Below are 21,434 nucleotides of genomic sequence, written 5' to 3'. Positions count from 1 at the left end.
ATATGAAAACGCATCCGTAAAGCGCTTTCGTTGTTGGCATCATTTTTGCATTAATAAAAAGTGCAAAGTTAAGAGGAGGTATGTCTATGAAAAAATTAATCAATGATCCTAATCAAGTAGTTGAAGACATGTTAGCAGGGATGGTGGCGGCTCATTCTAATCGAATGAAGAGATTGCCAAATACAAACGTAATCGTAAGAAAAGAAGCACCTATTCAAGGAAAAGTTGGCTTGGTTAGCGGTGGAGGAAGCGGTCATGAGCCTTCACATGCTGGTTATGTAGGTAAAGGAATGCTAGACGGAGCGGTATGTGGAGAAGTGTTCACTTCCCCAACCCCAGATCAAATTTTTGAGGCGATTCAAGCGGTTGATAGCGGAAATGGGGTGTTATTGATTATTAAAAATTACACTGGCGACATTATGAATTTTGAAATGGCTGCCGAAATGGCTGAAGCAGAAGGAATCAACGTAGCAAAAGTGGTTGTGAATGATGATGTAACTGTGGAGGATAGTACATATACGACAGGCCGGCGGGGAATAGCAGGTACGGTTTTTGTTCATAAAATTGCCGGTGCATTAGCGGAAAAGGGTGCAACGCTAAAAGAAGTAGAAGCAGTAGCTAAGAAAGTTGTGGAAAATGTGCGGTCAATGGGAATGGCCTTAACTCCATGCACTGTTCCAGCAGCAGGAAAACCTGGCTTCGAGCTCGGAGAAAATGAAATCGAAATTGGAATGGGGATTCACGGAGAACCTGGCATTGAAAAAACACAAATCCAGCCAGCGGATGAAATCGCACAAATACTTCTTGAAAAAATTTTAGATGACTTAAAACTTGAGGAAAACGACAAGGTTGCGGTCATGATTAACGGTTTAGGTGCAACACCATTAATGGAATTATATATTATGAACAAAAAAGTCTCTGAGGTCCTAAAGGATAAGAACATTTATATACATGAAACGTTTGTTGGTGAATTTATGACATCGCTTGAAATGGCTGGCTGCTCTATTTCGTTATTAAAATTAGACGATCAACTCATTGAGTTGTTAGACGAACAAGCGGATACAATCGCATTCAAAAAATAGCAATCTCGCTTTCTTGCAGTCTGTCTATAGAAGGAATATGAGGAGAGATGATCAATGACATTTGACGTTGAACAGGCTAAAAAATGGATCATGACTTTTAACGATAAAATTCAGGAAAATAAGGAGTATTTAACGGAGCTGGATCAAGCAATTGGCGATGGAGACCATGGATTAAATATGGCACGAGGATTTCAGGAAACCGTCAAGAAAATTACAGAAGGCAAATATGATGATCTTGGTTCTTTGTTTAAAGATGTTGGCATGACTTTAATTGCTAAAGTAGGCGGAGCTTCAGGTCCGTTATATGGAACAGCTTTCATGAAAGCTTCTCTTGCTTTAAAGGGTAAAAAAGAAGTTGATATAAAGGCTTTAGTTGAGGCATTAGCAGCATCATTGGATGGGTTAAAAGTTAGGGGAAAGGCACAAGTAGGAGATAAAACGATGATCGATGTTTGGGAGCCTGTCATTGAGTATATGAAAAATCGTGAAACGATTCATTCTAAAGAGCTTACTGATTTATCTAAAGAGAAAATGGACGTCACAAAAGAGCTTGAGGCAAAGAAAGGCCGTGCGGCTTATTTAGGAAAGCGTTCTATTGGTCATATTGATCCTGGGGCAGCTTCATCGTATTTATTGTTTGCTTCCTTAGCTGAATTGTTCGAAGAAGGAGAGGTGGCCCAATGAAATATGTAAGTCTTGTCTTAATTTCACACAGCTATGAAATTGTAAGCGGCCTAAAAAAGCTTCTGAATCAAGTTCAACCTGAAGTATCTGTAGCCATCGCTGGAGGGGTTGAAGGCGATATCGGAACAAATGCATTAGACATTAAGGAAGCAATTGAATCAGTCTATTCTGAGAAAGGCGTTGTCGTTTTGTTTGATTTAGGGAGTGCACTCATTAATGCTGAAATGGCTATTGAGATGCTAGAGAACAATGAAAACATTATAATAGCCGATGCTCCTCTCGTAGAAGGAGCTTATGCAGCGGTCGTTGAGGCTGGTTTGGGAAGCTCGATTGAAGAGGTCGTTCGAGCTGGCGAGAGTGCAAAGGAACTTGTCAAAATCAATGACTAGCGAGAAAAATTAGGAGTGAACTCAATGATCGAAAAAGAGATTACTGTGACCATTGAAAATGGTCTGCATGCCAGACCAGCAGCAGATTTTGTGAAAAAAGTAAACCAGTATAAAAGCAAGGTTGAGTTAATGATCGGCGACAGAAGGATTAACGCGAAAAGTATTCTTCAGCTTATGAGCGTTGCCATAATGGAGGGACAGACGATCAAAGTGATGACTGATGGAGAAGATGAGAAAGACGCATTAGCGTTTATTGATTTTTTTCTCCAATCAGGTAAAGAATCGTAATCAAGCCTTTGCTTTTGAATTGTTGCAAAAATTCATATTAGGTTCATGGGTCCCATTTCCTAGAACTTACTTCAAAACAAATAATATCATAATTCAAAAAAAGTGATTGACAACGCTTTCTTTTTGTAATAATCTGAAATCAAGTTAATATTTGTGATGGAGAAATGGAGATCCACAGTAATTCCCTGTATGCAGCCTGCATACTAAGGGGGGAATTTGCTGCGGATCTTTTTTATTGACCAAAATTGTAGTCTTTTCGCAAGAGATAACAAATATATGAAAAAGGAGGAAACTTTGATGTCTGCATTTTTAGGTGAGTTAATTGGCACGATGATTTTGATTGTTTTTGGGGGTGGAGTTGTCGGCGGTGTTGTACTTAAAAAATCAAAAGCTGAAAATTCAGGCTGGATTGTTATTACGATGGGATGGGGTCTTGCCGTAGCGATGGCGGTATATGCTGTAGGTCAATTTAGCGGAGCCCATCTTAATCCGGCTGTAACCATCGGATTAGCTGCAATCGGTTCTTTCCCATGGAGTGATGTACCGACCTATATTATTGCCCAAATGATTGGTGCATTTATCGGTGCTGTGATCGTTTATTTGCACTATTTGCCCCACTGGCAAGCGACCGATGACCAAGGTGCAAAATTAGCCGTATTCTCAACAGATCCTGCAATCAAAAATCCTGCAGCGAATCTTTTAAGTGAAGTTATTGGTACATTCATTTTGTTGCTTGGATTGTTGGCACTTGGAGCGAATAAATTTGCAGAAGGAATGAACCCGTTCATTGTTGGATTTCTCATCGTTGCAATAGGTCTCTCCTTAGGCGGAACTACGGGTTACGCCATCAATCCTGCCCGTGATTTAGGTCCGAGAATTGCTCATTTTATTCTGCCGATTCCAGGTAAAGGAATCTCTAACTGGGGTTATGCTTGGATTCCTGTTGTAGGGCCGATTATTGGGGGAACGTATGGAGCGTTATTTTATAAATGGGCTTTTGAAGGAGTCAGTACCTCTGCTTTTTGGATTTTCACAATTGTTGTAGCAGCTATCGTTGTGGCAGCGCTAGTAAGTAATAAAGAACAAAGCTTGAATGTCTATAAGAAAACGAAAGCAACACTTTAAGTTTATAATTTTAATAAAATAATGAGGTGAAGAAAATGGAAACATATGTTTTAGCTCTAGACCAAGGAACGACAAGTTCACGTGCGATCATTTTTAATAAAAAAGGGGAAATCGTTCATATTTCACAAAAAGAATTTGCGCAATATTTTCCTAAACCAGGCTGGGTAGAGCATAATGCCAATGAAATTTGGGGTTCCATCTTATCCGTCATCGCCACTTCCTTGTCTGAGTCAGGAATACAACCTGAGCAAATTGCAGGCATCGGAATTACGAACCAACGCGAAACAACGGTTGTTTGGGATAAAAACACAGGTCAGCCGGTATATAATGCCATTGTTTGGCAATCACGGCAAACGGCAGATATTTGTGAGGAGTTAAAGGCGAAGGGATTAAATGATACATTTCGTGAAAAGACAGGTCTGTTAATTGATGCATACTTTTCAGGAACAAAAGTCAAATGGATATTAGATCATGTTGAAGGGGCTAGAGAAAAAGCGGAAAGAGGAGAGCTTTTATTCGGAACAATTGATACTTGGTTAATTTGGAAGCTCTCGGGTGGAAAGGCGCATGTGACGGATTATTCAAATGCTTCAAGAACATTAATGTTCAATATTCATGAGCTGAAATGGGATGATGAACTGTTAGAAATTTTAACCGTGCCTAAATCCATGCTTCCGGAAGTACGTCCATCTTCAGAAATTTATGCACATACAGTTCCGTATCATTTCTTTGGGCAGGAAGTTCCGATTTCTGGAGCGGCTGGAGATCAGCAAGCAGCACTATTCGGTCAGGCTTGTTTTGAAGAAGGCATGGCGAAAAATACGTACGGTACGGGCTGCTTTATGCTTATGAACACGGGCGAAAAAGCTGTTGCTTCTAACCACGGACTATTAACAACGATTGCTTGGGGATTAAACGGAAAAGTGGAATATGCTTTAGAAGGAAGTATTTTTGTTGCAGGATCTGCCATTCAATGGTTAAGAGATGGACTTCGTATGTTAAAAAATGCTGCTGATAGCGAACAATATGCAGAACGTGTAGAATCCACAGACGGTGTATATGTAGTACCGGCGTTTGTCGGGCTAGGAACACCGTATTGGGACAGCGATGTTAGAGGAGCTATATTTGGTTTGACACGGGGAACGCAAAAAGAACACTTTGTTCGTGCAACTTTAGAGTCCCTTGCCTATCAAACAAAAGATGTGCTGACTGCTATGGAAGCGGATTCGGGTATTTCCTTGAAAACCTTGCGTGTAGATGGCGGGGCAGTAAAAAATAATTTTCTAATGCAATTCCAGAGCGATTTGTTAGGTGTCCCTGTTGAACGTCCTGTTGTCAATGAAACTACTGCTCTTGGAGCGGCTTATTTAGCCGGCTTGGCAGTAGGATATTGGAAAGATCAATCAGAGATCGCGACACAATGGAACATTGACCGTACATTCGAACCATCTATGAATGAAGAAAAACGTAACAAATTATATGAAGGCTGGCAAAAAGCTGTAAAAGCTGCGATGGCTTTTAAATAAAGGTTCTCAGTCAATTGTTGAGGTGCACTTGATATGAAGTGCACCTCTTTTATATGTATGGAAGGTAAATCAGTGAGCATTATTCCTTATTTCTGAGACGATCAAAGTTGCGGAAAAACCATAAAAAATTTTTTCTCGGTATAAGTTATTCATCTCAAAGTGTATTCAGCTTACTCTAACTTACGGATATAATTTTATATGAAGTATAGTATAGTTATTCTAAATTCTTTAGTATACTTCAATGAAAAAGGAATCCAAAGTTAGAAAGATGATATTTAATGTTCAAATTGGTAAGAATGCTAAAATTGCGAGATCTAGAATTGTTTCGTATAGATAATCAAGATAATGAAACTATCTGTATGCTGTTGATTTTAGATTACAGAAGACCAAGTGTTTTGGATGATTTTCCAAATTTAAAGGAAATAGAGGATGAAAATTCATTTGAAGGCGCGGAGAATTATATCCACACTGTAATAATTTCAGAGGAAAAATTAGAAGAAAATATTGTCGGTCGAATTATTGAAGTAATTGAAGGATTAGTGGAGCATAAGCCAAATTGTGACAATAACAATTCATTTTATATTAGTAAATTTCCTGATCATTTTGAGGCTGGTGCACATTTAATAGAATATATTAAACCTATTTTAAATAAGATGAATTTTGGAATTGATCTAACATATATCACTGATAAACATTTCAATTATTTAACTCAAGAATAATTTTTTCATTAAAAGTAAAAGCGGTATCAAAAATGGAGATCTACTTTTAACTTCTGCTGAACTCGGGGGAACGAAAGGAAGGAATCCGGAGAAGCTAAAGGCAGAGCGATAACCCCGCCTTCTTGTACTAAAATTTAAGTTCGGCATTGGATGTATCAAGGATTCCTGCTGAATGTAGGAATCCCTTTTTGACAGATTCCGCACTAGAAAATCTGATTAAGTATTTCTCAAAGTATCCCTTGTGAAATAGTTGAACATGAGAAAATAAATTTGATGGCTAAAAAAGGATAAAATATGTGGTAAAATAGTGAAAATTAAAAATTAGAGGAGCGTTGTTTGTGATAAATTATAATGGCCGCAAGTTTGTTTCAATTGAAAATACAGATAATGGAGAAGTTTCTTCAGAAACGCTTTTTGAATATAAACAAGAAGGAAATATAATCTCAGCAACGTATAGCGGTGGAGAAATTATAAAAGGATTTTTAATTGGGATAGTAAAAGAAGATGGATGCTTAGAGTTTAGGTATAACCATATGAATATCAAAAACGAGATTAGGGGTGGAAAATGTACTTCTACTCCAAAAATCTTACCAGATGGGCGAATTAGACTGTATGAGAATTGGAAATGGCTCGATGATAAGGAAACGGAAGGAAATTCAATTATTGAAGAAGTTGTTGAAAATAATACTTGAGTTGAAGAATAAAGATTGCTGCGTCGCCGGCAGTATAGTGATGAAAAAGTGAAAAGAGAATTTAAAGTAGGTGCAACAGCTTTGGTGGAGGAGCAATAATGATTAGCACACAAAAAGATTCTGATGCTGCAATTATCTTGTTCACGAAATTTATGGAATCAATCAACATATGAAACATGTTTGTCAATCATTATCTGAAATTCGACTTTGATGTCTTCTGTTCGATTATGTTAGAACAGGAAACTCCTTTTGATTATTCTCAAGAGGAAGATGCTTACTTTAATTTTATGGAGAACATAGGTTTTACAAACGCTTTGGTCATAATTAAAAGTTTGTTATCGGAGATTAAGGATGGATATAAAAAACATATTTGTCGCCGGATTCAGTGCAGGAGCAGCCGTTGCATGGCTATGTAGTGAAGAACGACTTGTTGATGGAATTATTGGATATTATGGTTCCGTATTAGAAATTATATGGAAATATCGCCTCAATGCCCGGCATTGCTGTTCTTTCCAGAAGAAGAAAAATTATTTAATGTTGATGAGTTAATTTTAGCTTTAGAAAACAAGCATAATGTTGAGGTTCATAAGTTGAATGGACAACATGGATTCAGCGACCCATTCTCTTTAAAATATAACGAAGCATCAGCAAAAAAAGCTTTTTACCAGATGTTGTTTTTTCTTTGGAAACATTTAGACGTATTTAACTCCGATGGAAAAGCGGACTAACTTTTTTATCTGTGGTGAAGCTCTCTTCATGATTGACTAATTGGCAGGCTAGCTGAAGAAGGCAAGGTTTAGTTTCAAAACAATGACGATATTTTTTCTGGTATGAATTTTGAAACAAACGCAGTACATCACATCACCCAAGTGTGAAAAAAGTCGTCGCCCTCCAATCGTGTAAAAATCCCTGGAGATCGACGACAGCTGTTTTTTGAAAGAAACAGCAGAATAATGGGCCATTGTGAAAATTTTCCATGTTCGTTATAATTAAAACCAACATCCGCCATTATTTAGAAAACATACTAACATCAACGTTTTTTGGGGTTTTTATCTTAACTATAAGGAATTGAAACACGCGACGCCCGGCGACGAAAGCGACGTGTCGAAAGCGTTTTTATCTTAACTATAAGGAATTGAAACCACAAAATGATATGTTTTCCCTAAGCTATGACTATCGGTTTTTATCTTAACTATAAGGAATTGAAACAAATGTTCAAGACATGTAGGTTTAGTAGGTTTATTTGTTTTTATCTTAACTATAAGGAATTGAAACGTTTTGACATAATTAATAAATTGTTGGAATTGCTGGGTTTTTATCTTAACTATAAGGAATTGAAACTCCCTACCGCGACCGACCGGTTTGTGTTCGATCGTCAGTTTTTATCTTAACTATAAGGAATTGAAACGATTTTCCAAAACGAAACACAACTGAAATTGACGACTTTTCCATTATTAAAATTCAAAACAAGGGTCCCACGAAAAGAAGGGTAAAAATTCAGCTTAACTAACCTGTTGAGTAGGTCCATTACATATTAATTTGAATACCTATGTTAAATGTATCTCTATGTTTTAGTTTGCGGTGAAATATACTTAAAGTTACGGATGCTTTAATCAAAAAGGAGTAGAGTTGTTCCACTATGGGCAGGTTAGTCGAACCGAAGAGTTCTGAACGACTTCATCGGCGACGGCTGTTAGTGAATTAAGTGGAAAAGGGGCTGTACAGATGTTTGGAATAACTGGTTACGGAATTTATTTACTTATGGCCATATTTATGAATTTAACCCCTGGCACTGACACTATGTATATTATTAGCAGAAGTATATCACAAGGCAGAAAAGCAGGTATTTACTCTGTACTTGGAATTTCAACGGGTTCTTTCATCCACACTTTATTAGCTGCTTTTGGTTTGTCTATTATTTTAGCAAAATCTATTGTATTATTTACTGCAATTAAAATAATGGGTGCTGTTTATTTGGTTTATCTTGGTATAAAAATGTTGTTTCAACATTCATCCCTAGCATTTGAAGCTTCAGCATTACAGCATTTAGAATTCAAAAAGATCTATATGCAGGGAGTTATAACCAATGTTACAAATCCAAAAGTGGCGTTATTCTTTATTTCTTTTCTCCCGCAATTTATTATGACAGACAATCCTTACGGTCCCATTCCCTTTATGATTTTAGGAATTTCGTTTATTATTACAGGCACTCTTTGGTGTTTAATCGTTGCATATTTTGCTTCATTCGCAACCGAAAAACTAAGGGAAAACACAAAAATAGCAAACCTATTAAACAAATTATCGGGGATTATTTTTATAGGATTAGGTATAAAATTATTTCAAACGAAAGCGTCTCAATAAATTTAGACGGGGTTTGCATCAACCAAAAGCATAAACTAGGCGAAAACCGTATTGAAATTCCGTAATTTTTGCACCAGATTGGAAGCAGATTACTCGGACTGAAGCAAGATAAAACTTTCCGTACTTATGGAACTCTAAATACCGCCAACTGGATAAGCGTGGAAAAATAAAATGAAAGCTCTCTGCTCCTCTTTGAGATTCATCTTTTCAAAGAGGAGTATTTGTTTTGATAGTATTCTTTCTTAACTAGCAGGTTGCTCTCTGATGTCAGTCTATATAGACACAATGAGCAGATAATTGTATAGTAAATCTATCGATCATGTCTATAATGAAATAGCAAAAGGTTTCTGCTAATGTGAAGATTTTTTACAAAGAATTTTTTAATCGTTGCGCTACATGTAAACACTGTACATGACTAACTTTGATCGTTTGGAAATGAATCGATGCTCTGGCAAAGCTTCAGCAATCGCAGCTCATATAGTTGAATGGAATCATGATTAAAATGCTAATTTTTGTTTTTTTCTAATGAGCTTTATATCGCTTATTATCATTACTACTCGACACTAAGTTTAGGCCAATGATCCGAATTTTTTATTTGCGGCTGATGAAAAGAAGTAATTTTAAGTTGACAATATAAACTGTAATCATTATTATTACACTTAGGAGGAAGGTTCAATATGAATAGCGATTTTTCGATTGCCGTTCACTGCGTTGCGTATCTGGCTGAAAAGCAAAATCAGCGAGTAACCAGTGAAGACATTTCTCAAAGTGTTTCTGTCCACCCAGTAAGATTAAGAAAAATCTTAAGCATATTAAGAAAAGAAAATATAATTGCTTCTAAAGAAGGGGCAAAGGGCGGATTTTCGTTAAACGCTCAGCCTGAACAAATTACGTTAGACAAAATTTTTAGAATCACTAGTGAGGAAACGCTTGTGCCGAAATGTCCCGATTCCAATGACAACTGTATAATAGGCAAACATCTGTCAGATGTACTCATTCGTATTTTTCATAATGCAGAAGAACATTTTTTAAACTATTTAAAAGGTGTGACGGTCCAAGATATCATTAATGAAATTCATAATAATAGCTCAAAAAGTTCGTTTCATGCCTGAAACAAAATAGTTTGTTGCGGCAAAAATTTTTTTTAAATAAAACTGTAATCAAAAACGTTTCAGTTTAAGGAGGTGAATGATGATGAAGAAAAAACGAGTAGTCGTCGGAATGTCTGGAGGAGTGGATTCCTCTGTAGCTGCTTATCTTCTTAAAAAAGAAGGGTACGACGTCATCGGGGTATTTATGAAAAACTGGGATGATACGAATGATGATGGTGTATGTACGGCAGCTGAGGATTATGAAGATGTTAAACGAGTTGCCAACCAACTCGGGATTCCTTACTATGGCGTCAACTTTGAAAAAGAATATTGGGATCGTGTATTTACGTATTTCATGGATGAGCTGAAGCGAGGCCGAACACCGAATCCAGATGTAATATGCAATACTGAAATTAAATTTAAAGCGTTTGTTGACTATGCTCTTTCACTTGATGCGGATTATATCGCAACGGGTCATTACGCAAGAATCAACAGAGAAAATGGCCAAATCACCTTGCTGCGTGGAAAAGATGCGAATAAAGATCAAACGTATTTTCTTAGCCAGCTAACATCGGACCATTTGTCTAAAGTTCTGTTCCCGCTGGGTGAGTTAACGAAGGGTGAGGTGCGAAAAATCGCCCAAGAATTGAACCTTATTACCGCCAATAAAAAAGATAGTACCGGAATCTGTTTTATTGGAGAACGAAATTTCAAAAACTTTTTAAAGAATTTTTTGCCGGCACAGCCTGGAGAAATTCGTTCGCTTGATGGAGAAGTGCTCGGTACTCATGATGGTTTAATGTATTACACAATCGGCCAACGAAAAGGGCTTGGCATCGGCGGCAAAGGAACAGGAGAACCTTGGTATGTCGTCGATAAAGATTTAGACAACAATGTTTTACTTGTTGCTCAAGGCAAAGACCATCCGGCATTGTTCTCTACTGGACTGATTGCATCAAACCTGAACTTGATAAATGGGGATGTTCGTCTTAGTACGTTTGCATGTACAGCTAAATTCCGCTACCGTCAAGAGGATCAAAAGGTGCGTGTCCATATTCGTCCGGATGGAACGGTGTTTGTAGAATTTGAAAAACCAGTTAAGGCTGTGACACCAGGGCAAGTAGCGGTATTTTATGAAGGTGAGATTTGTCTTGGCAGCGCCATTATTGACAAAGTGATAAAAGACGATGCTGCTATTGCCGCGGCTGCATCATAAAAAGTTCGTTACAGATATAATATATGTTTTTGTACAAATTATAAATATTGTTCATATCTGTAAAACAAATTATTTTAAACAGGGCCTTTCCTTTATATACGGCCCACCTTTTCTTAAGGAGTGGTAAAAACAATGGAAAAATTTAAAAATCATAAAGGGTATTCACGCATGTATCAAGAGAACAAACTGACTTTAGGGCTGTTCTTTCCGATTGAATCGTATATGGGAGACGTCCCTGAGATGAATATCGAAAAGCAAATGAAGCTGGCAAAACGAGCAGAAGAGCTGAATTTCGCTTCATTGTTTGTGAGAGATGTGCCGCTGCGCGATCCAAATTTCGGAGATGTTGGACAAATGTATGATCCGTTTACGTATTTAGGGTATGTTGCGGCTCACACCGATAAGATTGCTTTAGCAACTGGAAGCATTATTTTAACGCTGCGTCACCCACTTCATGTGGCAAAAGCGGCAGCTTCTGTAGACAGATTATCTGGTGAAAGACTCATTCTCGGCGTCGCAACTGGTGACCGTCCAATCGAGTTTCCAGCATTTTCTGTGAATCCAGAAGAACGGAGCGAATTATTCCGAGAATCAGTAGCTGCTATAAGAAAGGTTTGGCGTGACCATTTTCCGACGATTAACACGACACGAGTGCATATGACAAGTGGAGATATGCTGCCAAAACCAAAATTGTCAGATATACCATTAATGGTAACAGGTCACAGTGGACAATCTCCTGAATGGATTGCTGAACATAGTGATGGATGGATATACTATCCGCGTGGAATTAAGTTTCAAAAAGCATTAATCGATAATTGGCGTTCGCTAACAGAAGAATTTAAGCCATTTTCCCAATCTCTTTACATTGACTTAACGGAAGATCCAAATCATGTACCAATTCCGATACATCTTGGATTCCGTACGGGACGAAATTTCGTAATCGAATTTCTTGGAGCTTTACAGGATGCAGGTGTGAACCATGTCATCATCAACTTAAAATATGGACAGCGTCCAGTCGAAGAAGTGATTGAAGAATTAGGCGAGTATGTGCTTCCGCATTTCCCTGCTTTAACATGATAAGAAAATTTAAAAACCATCAATATGAGAAAGGATGGATATGATGAAAGTTTTGGTCATTGGAGCCAACGGGCAAGTAGGACAACAAGTAGTAAATATGCTTCATGCGCATGAACAGCATTCTGTTCGTGCAATGGTTCGAAAGCAAGAGCAATTGGAGGATTTTCAGAAAAAAGGAATTGAAGCGGTGCTCGCTGATTTGGAAGGCACTGTCGATGAAATTGCCGAAGCGGCCAAAGGCTGCGATGCGATCGTATTTTCAGCTGGTTCAGGGGGACACACAGGGGCTGATAAAACATTGCTGATAGATTTAGACGGCGCTGTAAAAGCCATGGAGGCTGCTGAAAAAATCGGAATTGAACGTTTTGTTATCGTGAGCTCATTCCAAGCCCATAATCGTCAGAACTGGCCGGAAAACCTTAAGCCATATTATGTCGCCAAACATTATGCCGACCGTGTGTTGATGAATAGCGGCCTAAATTATACGATTATTCGTCCTGGTTATCTAAAGAATGAAAAAGGTACAGGACTGGTTACCGCAGCCGAAAACTTACCTGTTGGTTACATTCCTCGGAAGGATGTAGCAAGAACGATTGTTCAAGCTCTTGATGAACCAAATACGTATAGAAAAGCATTCGATTTAATGTCAGGAGATAAAGAAATTAGCGAAGCGTTGAAATCACTGTAATGTACCGTTCAATGGAAAAGGAAGGGAGAAATTAGAAAATGGCTTACCCTTTTTACGCAATGGATTTTGCTTTCTATAATTCAATGGGTATTTATAGTTTTGAAGCTCGATGTGAAATGTTAAAGGAAATTGGCTATGACGCAACCCATTTATCCGTCTGGCACGGAGAGCGATGGAGAGATGTAGAAAAGCTCAAAAACGTTAAGGAGAAATATGGGCTGGACGTCGCAGGCGTGTACGTTGTGTTAGATCTTTCACTAGGCGAGGACCATCCAAGAAATGCAGGCATTTTAAAGATGCTGGAGATTATGGAAGGGTGCAGCACGGTTGAGCTGGCGATTCAATCTGTCGGAGAGCATATCCGCCCTTCAGATCCAAAAGGGGACGACATCGCAGTAAAATGGCTGGAAAAAGCATTGAAGATTGCCGAACGAAGAAATATTAACATTTTGCTTTACACGCATCTATCCTTCTGGATTGAACGCCATGAAGATGCAGTGAGACTATGCAAACGCCTGAACCATTCTAATCTTGGAATTGTCTTTTGCGGCTACCATTGGTATGCGGCAGATGGAACAAATCTAAAAGGAACGATTCAAGCGGTAGCTCCTTACTTAAAACAAGTAAACATGTCCGGCAGCAGCCGCAATCCGCACGGTTTTGGCGGAGTGGCAACAATCGAGCCTTTGGATGTTGGGGAGTTAGATAATTTTGCGTTGCTTGGACAGTTAAAAAAGATCGGTTATAACGGAATGATCGGCTACTTAGGTTGGAGTGAAGGCGGCGACGCTTATAGTAAGCTGAGACGTTCACTCAATGCGTTCCGTGATATGGAGCGTAGAGTTGAGGCACACCCGCACTGGGCGGATTTAAAATTAACTCCATAATGAAAAATATTGAGGTGCTAGTCGAACAATAATAAGTTCAACTAGCACCTCGTGCATTCAGCTAATGTACTGCGGTATTCACCGAAGTACATTTTTTTATTGAAGCTTTTAAGATCCTTTATTTTTCAACAACTGCCTTTTCATTTACAGCCGTTTTTTTCACATACATCGTTACGCCGATGATGATAAGAATAAGAAGCAGCTGCGGCACTACTGTTTCAATCGTCGGATAGAAACCGATTGGTTCAATATAAGGAACATTCGGCAATGAATGTGTTGGCAGCGTGTTTGCTATCTGCATGGCATGAATACTGATTCCGAGCATTTTGAATGATAATACATAAATAAGCAGCGTTGCGCCCATAAAGAACGGCCGGACGGGAATCGCTGAACTAAAGCGGATGATAATAAACCCGAGGATCACTAAGATCGCCATGGCGATAGCGATTCCTAAAATTAACTGGCTGATTTCCATCGACGGAGCCATTCCGGCATAGAAAATAATTGTTTCGGCACCTTCGCGAAAAATTGAGAGAAAACTTAGCAAGGCCATGGAAAACAAGCTTCCTTTTGCCAATGCGTGTCCGAGATGCTCTTTAATATATTGATTCCAGTGGGCGATATTTGACTTTTTGTGAAGCCAAGCGCCAACCGTCAGCATCATTACAACAGCAGTGATGCCGACGATTCCTTCGATCGATTCGCGGCTTCCGGCAACAGTTATTTTGGAGAAAAACATGTTCATGACAACAGCTAGAATAGCACTAGAAATGATGCCGCACAAAACGCCGATCCAAATCCAACCTTGTTTGTCGGCATGATTCGTTTTCTTCAAAAATGAAAGCAAACCGGCGATGATTAAAAGAGCTTCAAATCCCTCACGCAGTAAAATAAGCATAGCATCTATATACGTATAGCTTGTTTTGGCTGCGATGAGCTGAAGGGAATCATACAATTCACTAATCATCGTTTGAGCTTTTTCTACGTTTTTATTGTCAGACTGCAATAAACTGATTGCGGAGGGAATTTCAGTTTCCATGCGATTGTATAGGGAGTAGTCTTTTGTCCGAACCTCCCCTTCAACTACCGGCCATATAAGCAATATTTTGTTTAAATGTTCTGATGCCTCGGATGGGTTATGATCTTTTAGCGACTGTACGCTTTTTTCCAATAAATCTGTTACATCACTTAATGTGTATTCATTTCCAGCGGATTTTCCCGCATTTTTCCCGCTTAAAAAATTTTCAACAGAAGCTGTCAGATCCTTGAGGCTCTTTAAAGCCTTCTCTCGATCAGGCGGAGTTTGCGTCAGTGAAATTCTTAACAAAGCAAGCTGTGTTTCAATTTCGCCATACGAAACAACGCTTTCGGTACGAACAATGTTCTCGTTTGCCGTCCAAGTGGAAAGTAATTGCTGATATTTCATGGCCGCCTGATCAAAATTATTGTTTTGAATCATTTTTTCGATTTCATCAATAAATTGATACATCTGTTTTAGCTTTTCTTTTTCTTTTTGCGGATCTGTCGGATTTTGTTCTTCTTCGTACGAAGTAAGCGCTTTTGATAAAGCGGACAAATTTTCACTTATTTTCGTTGCATCTTTTTCAGATTGAGCCAGGGCGTTTTTCGCATTTTTTAACTGTTTATCGACTTCAGCTGTTTTTTTGCTATCAACAGCTTTTACTTCGTTCCATTGCTGTGAGAATTGTTCCAAATTGTCCTGTACGACATCCCAGTTCGCTTCCTTTGTTTTCATGATGGCATCGCCTATCAAAACATATAAATCATCAAGGTTCTCTGCGGCTACGGCTTTATTTGAGAAAATACCCATTGTGAAAAGAATTGTGAAGGCAATAAGCCCTAATTTTTTATACATCAGCTTCAACTCCTATGAAAGAGAGAAAGGGATTATGAAAATAACGTTTCTCCAATATATCCGCCTTTTTTTACTCCAGGAAGACAGGCAAATACGGCACTTCCTCGATGGACGATATATTCGTTTAATTCATCCATTTGCGAAAGCCGCTTTTGAATTGGGATAAATTGCTTGCTTATGCTGCGCTGAAAGCTGATAAACAATAATCCGGCATCAAATGTTCCAGTTTTTGCATCTATTCCATCCGCATATGAATAAGAACGGCGCAAAATTTTCTGTTTTCCGTCACCGTGAGCGACTCGAACATGGGCGGTCATTGGAATGTAGTATTCTCCGTTTTCATCCTTCTTTTCAAAATCCGGCGGATCGAACTCATTTTTTTGCCCAAGGTATGCACCTGAATCCCGATATCTGCCAAACGTATTTTCTTGTTCCTTTAAAGTAGTCCGATCCCAAACTTCGATAAACATTTGAATCCGCCTTACTACTAAATACGTTCCGTTCACGAGCCAATCAGGTCCGTCACCGGGCTGCACCCAAACGTATTGATTCATTTCAGCAGAATTTTTCACATTTGGATTCACTGTTCCATCCTTGAAGCCAAATAAATTTCGCGGCGTTTCCTTTTTCGGACTCGCTTGCTTTGTACGCTGGAAGCCGGCCTGTGCCCAGCGAAGAACCGCTTTGCCGCGGGCAATTCTCGCTAAATTTCTAACCGCATGGAAGGCAACCTGCAAATCATCCGAGCATGCTTGAATACAAAGATCTCCGCCTGTCCACTGCTCTTCCAATGAATCAAGCGGAAACTTCGGCAGTTCTTTTAGTTCATCCGGCTGCTTTTTTTGCAAACCAAATCTGTCCTTATTGTTTTTTGTAAAAAGCGTCGGGCCGACGCCGAAAGTAATGGTTAAATTTGACGCATTAAGTCCTGCAGCTTCCCCCGTATCATCTGGAGGAAGGTATTTATTATTAGCTGGATCTCCAACCGATTTGCCTTCTGTCATAGCTGCGGCAGCCTTCGTCCATTCTTTAAAAAGCTGAATAAGCTCGTTTCTGCCTTCAGCCGTCACGTCAAATGCAGCAAAATAAATGTGGTTTTGCACTTCAGTTGCAATGCCTGCCTGATGTTTTCCGTAAAACGGAACAACCGCATTTGTATTTTCTTTTTTTTGAGAGGTCGGCAACACGTCAGCCAATGCTAGCGCTCCACCAATGCCGGATGCACCGATTAGCACGCCGACTCCTCCGATGCCCGCAGCCTTCAACACATCTCGTCTTGATACGTTCTTGTTAAAGACAGATGTCGTTTCTTTTTTATCAGGTTCAGACATTGGCTATCCCTCCAGTACAACCCCTAGTTTAGAAAGAGGCTCTGCCAGTTCATTGATCGATTGGCTCAATTCTTTTACTTGATCCTTGGTTAGCTCAGTATATGAAATATACCCGTCGCCTTTTTTATATTTGTCAAGAAGTGCATAAACTGCTTGAAACCGCTGTTCGATTTCCTTAGCGAGCGCCTCATCCTTTTCCTTAAGGGCAGGGCTCATTAATTCATAAATCTTTTCAGCACCCTCAACATTGGCAACAAAATCGTATAAATCTGTATGGGAATAACGATCCTCTTCCCCTGTAACTTTTGATGTTGAAACTTCATTTAAAAGGTCGACTGCGCCGGTGATCAAAAGGTCGGGTGTCACATCGACAGTTTCAACTTTTGCGCGCAAAAGCTTCACATCTTTTATAAGCTGCTCAGCATATTTTTCATAGCCTTTCGTCGTATTTTCAACCCAGAGTCCCTTTTCAATCCGGTGATAACCTCCCCACTCTGCATCAGGGACATCACCTTCACGAGCGTCAATTTTCGGATCGAGTTCTGCAAACGCTTCAGCAATCGGTTCAGAACGCTCATAGTGCATGCGAGCCGGCGCATAAAGTTCTTTTGCTTTTTCCACATCCCCAGCGATCACTGCATTGGCAAACTCTTCTGTCTTTTTAACAAATTCATCTATTTCAGCGATCGCAAACGTGCGATAATCTGTAGATATTTGATTTAATTCAACTTGGGAGCTTTCTTTCGCTGTCTCTTTTTTTGCCGGTTCCGTTGTTGAACTTTCATTTGATTGGGAACAGCTAAACAACAAACTGCTTGATAAAAATAATATGACAGGCAATTTATAGCGCTTCATGCGATCAACAACCCCTCAAATTAATGATTTTCATTCTCAATTATATTGGGAATGAAAATCAACTTCAATAGTTTTTTCCCTGTTACTAGAACTTAAAGGTGAAAATTGTATGTCAATATTGCTCGCTAGATAAGCCTATACGTTTTACTGCATGAAAATATTGAATGACTAACATCCTCGAAATGCAAATGTTAAGATACTTCCAGAATTTCAGTCTTTCAGTTTCATATATTTGATTATGACGAAAAACCATTTAATCAATGTTTGGTCAACACAACGTTTCATTGTTTTCACCGCATCATAATAATCTGATTTTGACAATGAAAAGTTCCATGGCTGTCGCTTGGATTGTTTTCATTTTCACGATGACCTATGAAGCGTTTATCTAAAAAACTTTTCCAGACAAGTCGCTATCTAAAATAAAAAACTGTTCAACAGTAAAAGCTTTAATTCAACGATTAGCGTATTTTAAAAGGAATTTTGCATAAAAAGTCGAATGTTCATATTGGTGGAAAATGTGGGAAGGAGGAGAAAAATGAGTATCGTTGATCCTTTGAAACACGAAATTTGGCGCCGTTTTGTTCGGGAGGGAGTATTGGATCATGGGAGGATGAATAAAAGAATTGAAGAGTCATGGTATATTTGCCGCCGACAAAATGTCGATCCTTACGATGGAAAAGGAAGGATTGTGCTCGATTCGCAGCTGTTGACGGAAAGAAGGAAAAAGAATCAAAGATTGCTTCAAATTGCTGCTCCGATATTAGAACATTTGGAAAAAGTGTTTCAAGAAACGAAATCAATTCTTCTTCTCGCTGATAGTAACGGATACGTTTTGTATATGAACGGCCATAAACAGGCCATGAACAAGGCAGAAACAATCAAATTTATTGAGGGGGTGAAGTGGACTGAAGATGAGGTGGGGACGAACGCAATTGGAACAACATTGAGGATTCGTGAACCTATTACGGTTACTGGGTTAGAGCATTACTCTCTTGCTTCTCAGCAGTGGGTATGTTCAGCCACGCCGATCTATGACGAAAAAAAAGAACTTGTCGGAATTATCGACTTATCTTACCCCATCGACTGCTCTCAATTTTCCAACCATGCCTTAGCCACTGTTGTCGCTGCAGCGTATACGATTGAACAACAATTTCACATGAGAAAAAAGGACGATATGTTGGAGTTGCTTAAATATTCATCGAAAGTGAAAAATCCTCATTTCCCTTCAATGATATGTGATGATCAAGGGAAGATTGTATGGATCAACCATTGTTTACGTTCTTCCTTCGCGAGCATGATGGATCAACCGCTTGAAGAAATTTGTGATAAAAATTGGCGAATCAAAACGAAGACTCCTATTTTTTCTTCCATTTACCATGATTTGATTGGCTATGAAGTTACCCTGCAGAAGACGAATCATCATGAAGCTTTTCCATTTCCTACAACAATTTATCACTTTGAAGGAGTAGTTGGAAAAAGCTTATCATTTCAAAATCTTTTAAAGATCTGTGAAAAAGTTGCAAAAACGGAGTCGACTGTTTGTATCATGGGAGAAACAGGAACAGGAAAAGAACTCATTGCTCGTTCGATTCATCAAAATAGCGTGAGAAAAAATGAGCCGTTTGTTGCAGTAAATTGCGGAGCTATTCCAAAGGAATTGATCGGCAGCGAGTTATTTGGTTACGTTGACGGAGCATTTACAGGAGCCAAACGGACGGGACATAAAGGGAAATTTGTTCAGGCTGACGGCGGAACCATTTTTCTTGATGAAATCGGTGAAATACCGTCGGAAATGCAAGTAGCGCTTTTAAGAGTGCTTCAGGAAAAAGAAGTTGTACCGATTGGCGGGGAAAAGCCCGTTCCTGTTGATATAAGAGTCATAACTGCAACACATCGCAATTTATACAAATTAGTAAAGGAAGGAAAGCTGCGTGAAGATTTATTTTACCGCATTTATGTATGCACGCTTAACGTTCCGCCATTAAGAGAGCGTAAAGAAGATATCCCATTCTTTATTGAGTATTATTGTCAAAAAAATGATTGGCTCATTTCTTTTCCAGATGATGTCATACAGTTGTTTTCAGCTTATCACTGGCCCGGAAATATAAGGGAGCTGTTTAACGTGCTCGAGCGTATACGAGTGGAATATGGAGACCGTATTCCATCCATTTCCCACTTGAAATCCATGCTGATTGCTTGGGAGCAAGAACAGGAAAATTCCGAAACATTCCATAAAGGTAATTTGTCGTATCGGGATCAGCTAGAAAGAGAACGCATTCTAAATATGTTGAAGAAAACAAATGGAAATATTGGTGAGGCGGCTGCTGCGTTAAATATCTCTCGAAGTACACTGTATCGCAAATTAAAAAAATATAAATTGAGCTAATTTGCGACAAAACGATAAAAATTAGGACAAAATGAGATGAAAAAAATATTTTTTATAAAGCGCTTACAAAGAATGTTGATTTGTAAGCATTTTTTTATTGGCATGATAGTTGCAAATGAAAAAAGTGAAGCCAATCAAATAGGAGGTTATCTTTATGACGATTGCCAAATCAACATCTACTCCCATTACACAAGAAAAAGCAAAATGGATATTTCAGAAAATGCATGAAATTCGCCAGTTTGAGGACAAGGTTCATGAAATTTTCAGCAAAGGAGTGCTGCCTGGCTTTGTCCATTTATATGCTGGCGAGGAAGCGGTCGCTGTAGGAATTTGCGCGCATTTAGATGACAAAGATTATATCACAAGTACGCATCGCGGACATGGACATTGCATTGCCAAAGGCTGTGATTTGAACGGAATGATGTCTGAAATTTACGGAAAGGCAACAGGATTGTGCAACGGAAAAGGAGGATCGATGCATATTGCCGATGTTGAAAAAGGAATGCTTGGGGCCAACGGAATTGTCGGCGGGGGGTTCCCGCTAGCTGTTGGGGCAGGCCTGACAGCAAAATTGAAGAAGTCGGGAGCGGTTGCAGTTTGTTTTTTCGGAGACGGCGCGAACAATCATGGAACATTTCATGAAGGTATTAATCTTGCAGCTATATGGAAATTGCCTGTTGTTTTTGTGGCGGAAAACAACGGATATGCAGAAGCGACCCCATTTGAATATGCATCCAGCTGTAAAAACATTGCGGATCGGGCTCAAGCCTATAATATCCCGGGAGAAGTGGTCGACGGCAAAGATGTGGTAGCTGTATATGAGGCGGCAGAAAGAGCAGTTGCACGAGCTCGAAATGGAGAGGGCCCGACATTAATTGAATGTAAGACATATCGGAATTACGGACATTTTGAAGGTGACGCCCAGACTTACAAATCTGCGGAAGAAAAACAAAAGCATTTACAGGAGAATGATGCAATTGCAAAATTCCGCCATTACATTCTTTCCAATCAATTAATATCCGAACAAGAATTATTAAATATCGAACAACAGGTAACAAAAGCGGTTGAGGAGGCGGTACATTTTGCTGAAAAAAGCCCGTTTCCGTCTGCTGAGGATCTTTTAAAGGATGTTTATGTATCTTATTAAATCAAAGGAGTTAG

General features: G+C 39.1%; 20 protein-coding genes and 1 CRISPR repeat array. Of the genes, 17 read left to right on the top strand and 3 right to left on the bottom strand.

Annotated elements, in window-relative coordinates:
• Positions 1 to 86: 86 nt before the first annotated feature.
• The 15 genes from dhaK to NSQ84_RS14435 all read left to right on the top strand — a co-directional run bounded on the left by dhaK (position 87) and on the right by NSQ84_RS14435 (position 13,825).
• Positions 87 to 1,082 carry a dihydroxyacetone kinase subunit DhaK gene (dhaK, locus tag NSQ84_RS14505; RefSeq protein WP_339212018.1) on the top strand — a complete coding sequence of 332 codons (996 nt, stop codon included), beginning with the start codon at positions 87 to 89 and terminating at the stop codon, positions 1,080 to 1,082.
• 54 nt (positions 1,083 to 1,136) lie between these two features.
• Entirely contained in the window at positions 1,137 to 1,766 is a 630-nt protein-coding gene (gene dhaL / locus NSQ84_RS14500; protein ID WP_066250987.1) for a dihydroxyacetone kinase subunit DhaL, read from the top strand.
• The gene (gene dhaM, locus NSQ84_RS14495) at positions 1,763 to 2,155 is read left to right on the top strand and encodes a dihydroxyacetone kinase phosphoryl donor subunit DhaM (RefSeq protein WP_063387208.1); all 393 of its coding nucleotides are present in this window, start codon (positions 1,763 to 1,765) and stop codon (positions 2,153 to 2,155) included. The genes dhaL and dhaM overlap by 4 nt, the downstream gene beginning before the upstream one ends.
• A 24-nt stretch (positions 2,156 to 2,179) precedes the next feature.
• Positions 2,180 to 2,443 (top strand): HPr family phosphocarrier protein, encoded by a 264-nt coding sequence (locus tag NSQ84_RS14490; RefSeq protein WP_066250986.1) that lies wholly within the window; start codon positions 2,180 to 2,182, stop codon positions 2,441 to 2,443.
• Between the two features lie 297 nt (positions 2,444 to 2,740).
• Positions 2,741 to 3,568 (top strand): MIP/aquaporin family protein, encoded by an 828-nt coding sequence (locus NSQ84_RS14485; RefSeq protein WP_066250984.1) that lies wholly within the window; start codon positions 2,741 to 2,743, stop codon positions 3,566 to 3,568.
• A gap of 35 nt (positions 3,569 to 3,603) precedes the next feature.
• Positions 3,604 to 5,094: a glycerol kinase GlpK gene (gene glpK / locus NSQ84_RS14480; protein ID WP_066250982.1), complete on the top strand. Its 1,491-nt coding sequence runs from the start codon at positions 3,604 to 3,606 to the stop codon at positions 5,092 to 5,094.
• Between the two features lie 278 nt (positions 5,095 to 5,372).
• The gene (locus tag NSQ84_RS14475; RefSeq protein WP_066250979.1) at positions 5,373 to 5,813 is read left to right on the top strand and encodes a hypothetical protein; all 441 of its coding nucleotides are present in this window, start codon (positions 5,373 to 5,375) and stop codon (positions 5,811 to 5,813) included.
• 338 nt (positions 5,814 to 6,151) lie between these two features.
• Positions 6,152 to 6,505, top strand: a complete 354-nt coding sequence (locus tag NSQ84_RS14470; protein WP_186439329.1) for a n-acetylglutamate synthase — start codon at positions 6,152 to 6,154, stop codon at positions 6,503 to 6,505.
• 351 nt (positions 6,506 to 6,856) lie between these two features.
• Complete coding sequence (locus NSQ84_RS14465) at positions 6,857 to 7,054, top strand: hypothetical protein (protein WP_314736881.1); 198 nt, start codon at positions 6,857 to 6,859, stop codon at positions 7,052 to 7,054.
• Between the two features lie 496 nt (positions 7,055 to 7,550).
• A CRISPR array of direct repeats spans positions 7,551 to 7,913; the repeat unit is 30 nt; unit sequence GTTTTTATCTTAACTATAAGGAATTGAAAC.
• 317 nt (positions 7,914 to 8,230) lie between these two features.
• On the top strand, positions 8,231 to 8,866 hold the full coding sequence (locus NSQ84_RS14460; RefSeq protein WP_066250976.1) for a LysE family translocator: 636 nt from the start codon (positions 8,231 to 8,233) through the stop codon (positions 8,864 to 8,866).
• A 677-nt stretch (positions 8,867 to 9,543) separates the two neighbouring features.
• Complete coding sequence (locus tag NSQ84_RS14455) at positions 9,544 to 9,978, top strand: Rrf2 family transcriptional regulator (RefSeq protein WP_063387215.1); 435 nt, start codon at positions 9,544 to 9,546, stop codon at positions 9,976 to 9,978.
• An 82-nt stretch (positions 9,979 to 10,060) separates the two neighbouring features.
• Positions 10,061 to 11,173: a tRNA 2-thiouridine(34) synthase MnmA gene (gene mnmA / locus NSQ84_RS14450; protein ID WP_082829590.1), complete on the top strand. Its 1,113-nt coding sequence runs from the start codon at positions 10,061 to 10,063 to the stop codon at positions 11,171 to 11,173.
• 132 nt (positions 11,174 to 11,305) lie between these two features.
• Positions 11,306 to 12,250, top strand: a complete 945-nt coding sequence (locus tag NSQ84_RS14445; protein ID WP_063387217.1) for an LLM class oxidoreductase — start codon at positions 11,306 to 11,308, stop codon at positions 12,248 to 12,250.
• Positions 12,251 to 12,293: 43 nt separating this feature from the next.
• Positions 12,294 to 12,938: an SDR family oxidoreductase gene (locus NSQ84_RS14440; protein ID WP_339212017.1), complete on the top strand. Its 645-nt coding sequence runs from the start codon at positions 12,294 to 12,296 to the stop codon at positions 12,936 to 12,938.
• A gap of 38 nt (positions 12,939 to 12,976) precedes the next feature.
• Positions 12,977 to 13,825 carry a TIM barrel protein gene (locus NSQ84_RS14435; RefSeq protein ID WP_066250971.1) on the top strand — a complete coding sequence of 283 codons (849 nt, stop codon included), beginning with the start codon at positions 12,977 to 12,979 and terminating at the stop codon, positions 13,823 to 13,825.
• A gap of 118 nt (positions 13,826 to 13,943) precedes the next feature.
• Here the strand turns inward: NSQ84_RS14435 and NSQ84_RS14430 are convergent, their stop codons facing one another.
• From NSQ84_RS14430 to efeO, 3 genes are read right to left on the bottom strand one after another with little or no spacing between them, the layout of a single operon-like run.
• Complete coding sequence (locus tag NSQ84_RS14430) at positions 13,944 to 15,701, bottom strand: FTR1 family protein (RefSeq protein ID WP_066250968.1); 1,758 nt, start codon at positions 15,699 to 15,701, stop codon at positions 13,944 to 13,946.
• Between the two features lie 32 nt (positions 15,702 to 15,733).
• A complete protein-coding gene (efeB, locus tag NSQ84_RS14425; RefSeq protein ID WP_063387221.1) occupies positions 15,734 to 17,032 on the bottom strand; it encodes an iron uptake transporter deferrochelatase/peroxidase subunit in 1,299 nt (432 codons plus the stop codon).
• Between the two features lie 3 nt (positions 17,033 to 17,035).
• Positions 17,036 to 17,887: an iron uptake system protein EfeO gene (efeO, locus tag NSQ84_RS14420; RefSeq protein ID WP_066250965.1), complete on the bottom strand. Its 852-nt coding sequence runs from the start codon at positions 17,885 to 17,887 to the stop codon at positions 17,036 to 17,038.
• A gap of 535 nt (positions 17,888 to 18,422) precedes the next feature.
• Between efeO and NSQ84_RS14415 the strand changes: the two genes are divergently transcribed.
• Both NSQ84_RS14415 and NSQ84_RS14410 read left to right on the top strand, forming a co-directional pair.
• A complete protein-coding gene (locus NSQ84_RS14415; protein WP_130157094.1) occupies positions 18,423 to 20,273 on the top strand; it encodes a sigma-54-dependent Fis family transcriptional regulator in 1,851 nt (616 codons plus the stop codon).
• A 154-nt stretch (positions 20,274 to 20,427) separates the two neighbouring features.
• The gene (locus NSQ84_RS14410) at positions 20,428 to 21,420 is read left to right on the top strand and encodes a thiamine pyrophosphate-dependent dehydrogenase E1 component subunit alpha (RefSeq protein ID WP_063387224.1); all 993 of its coding nucleotides are present in this window, start codon (positions 20,428 to 20,430) and stop codon (positions 21,418 to 21,420) included.
• Positions 21,421 to 21,434: the final 14 nt, after the last annotated feature.

It is taken from the genome of Aeribacillus sp. FSL K6-3256 (assembly GCF_037965805.1).
GTDB classification, from domain to species: domain Bacteria; phylum Bacillota; class Bacilli; order Bacillales; family Aeribacillaceae; genus Aeribacillus; species Aeribacillus composti.
The sequence above is the reverse complement of the archived record's forward strand: the minus strand, read 5'-3'. Positions and strand labels throughout refer to the sequence as shown.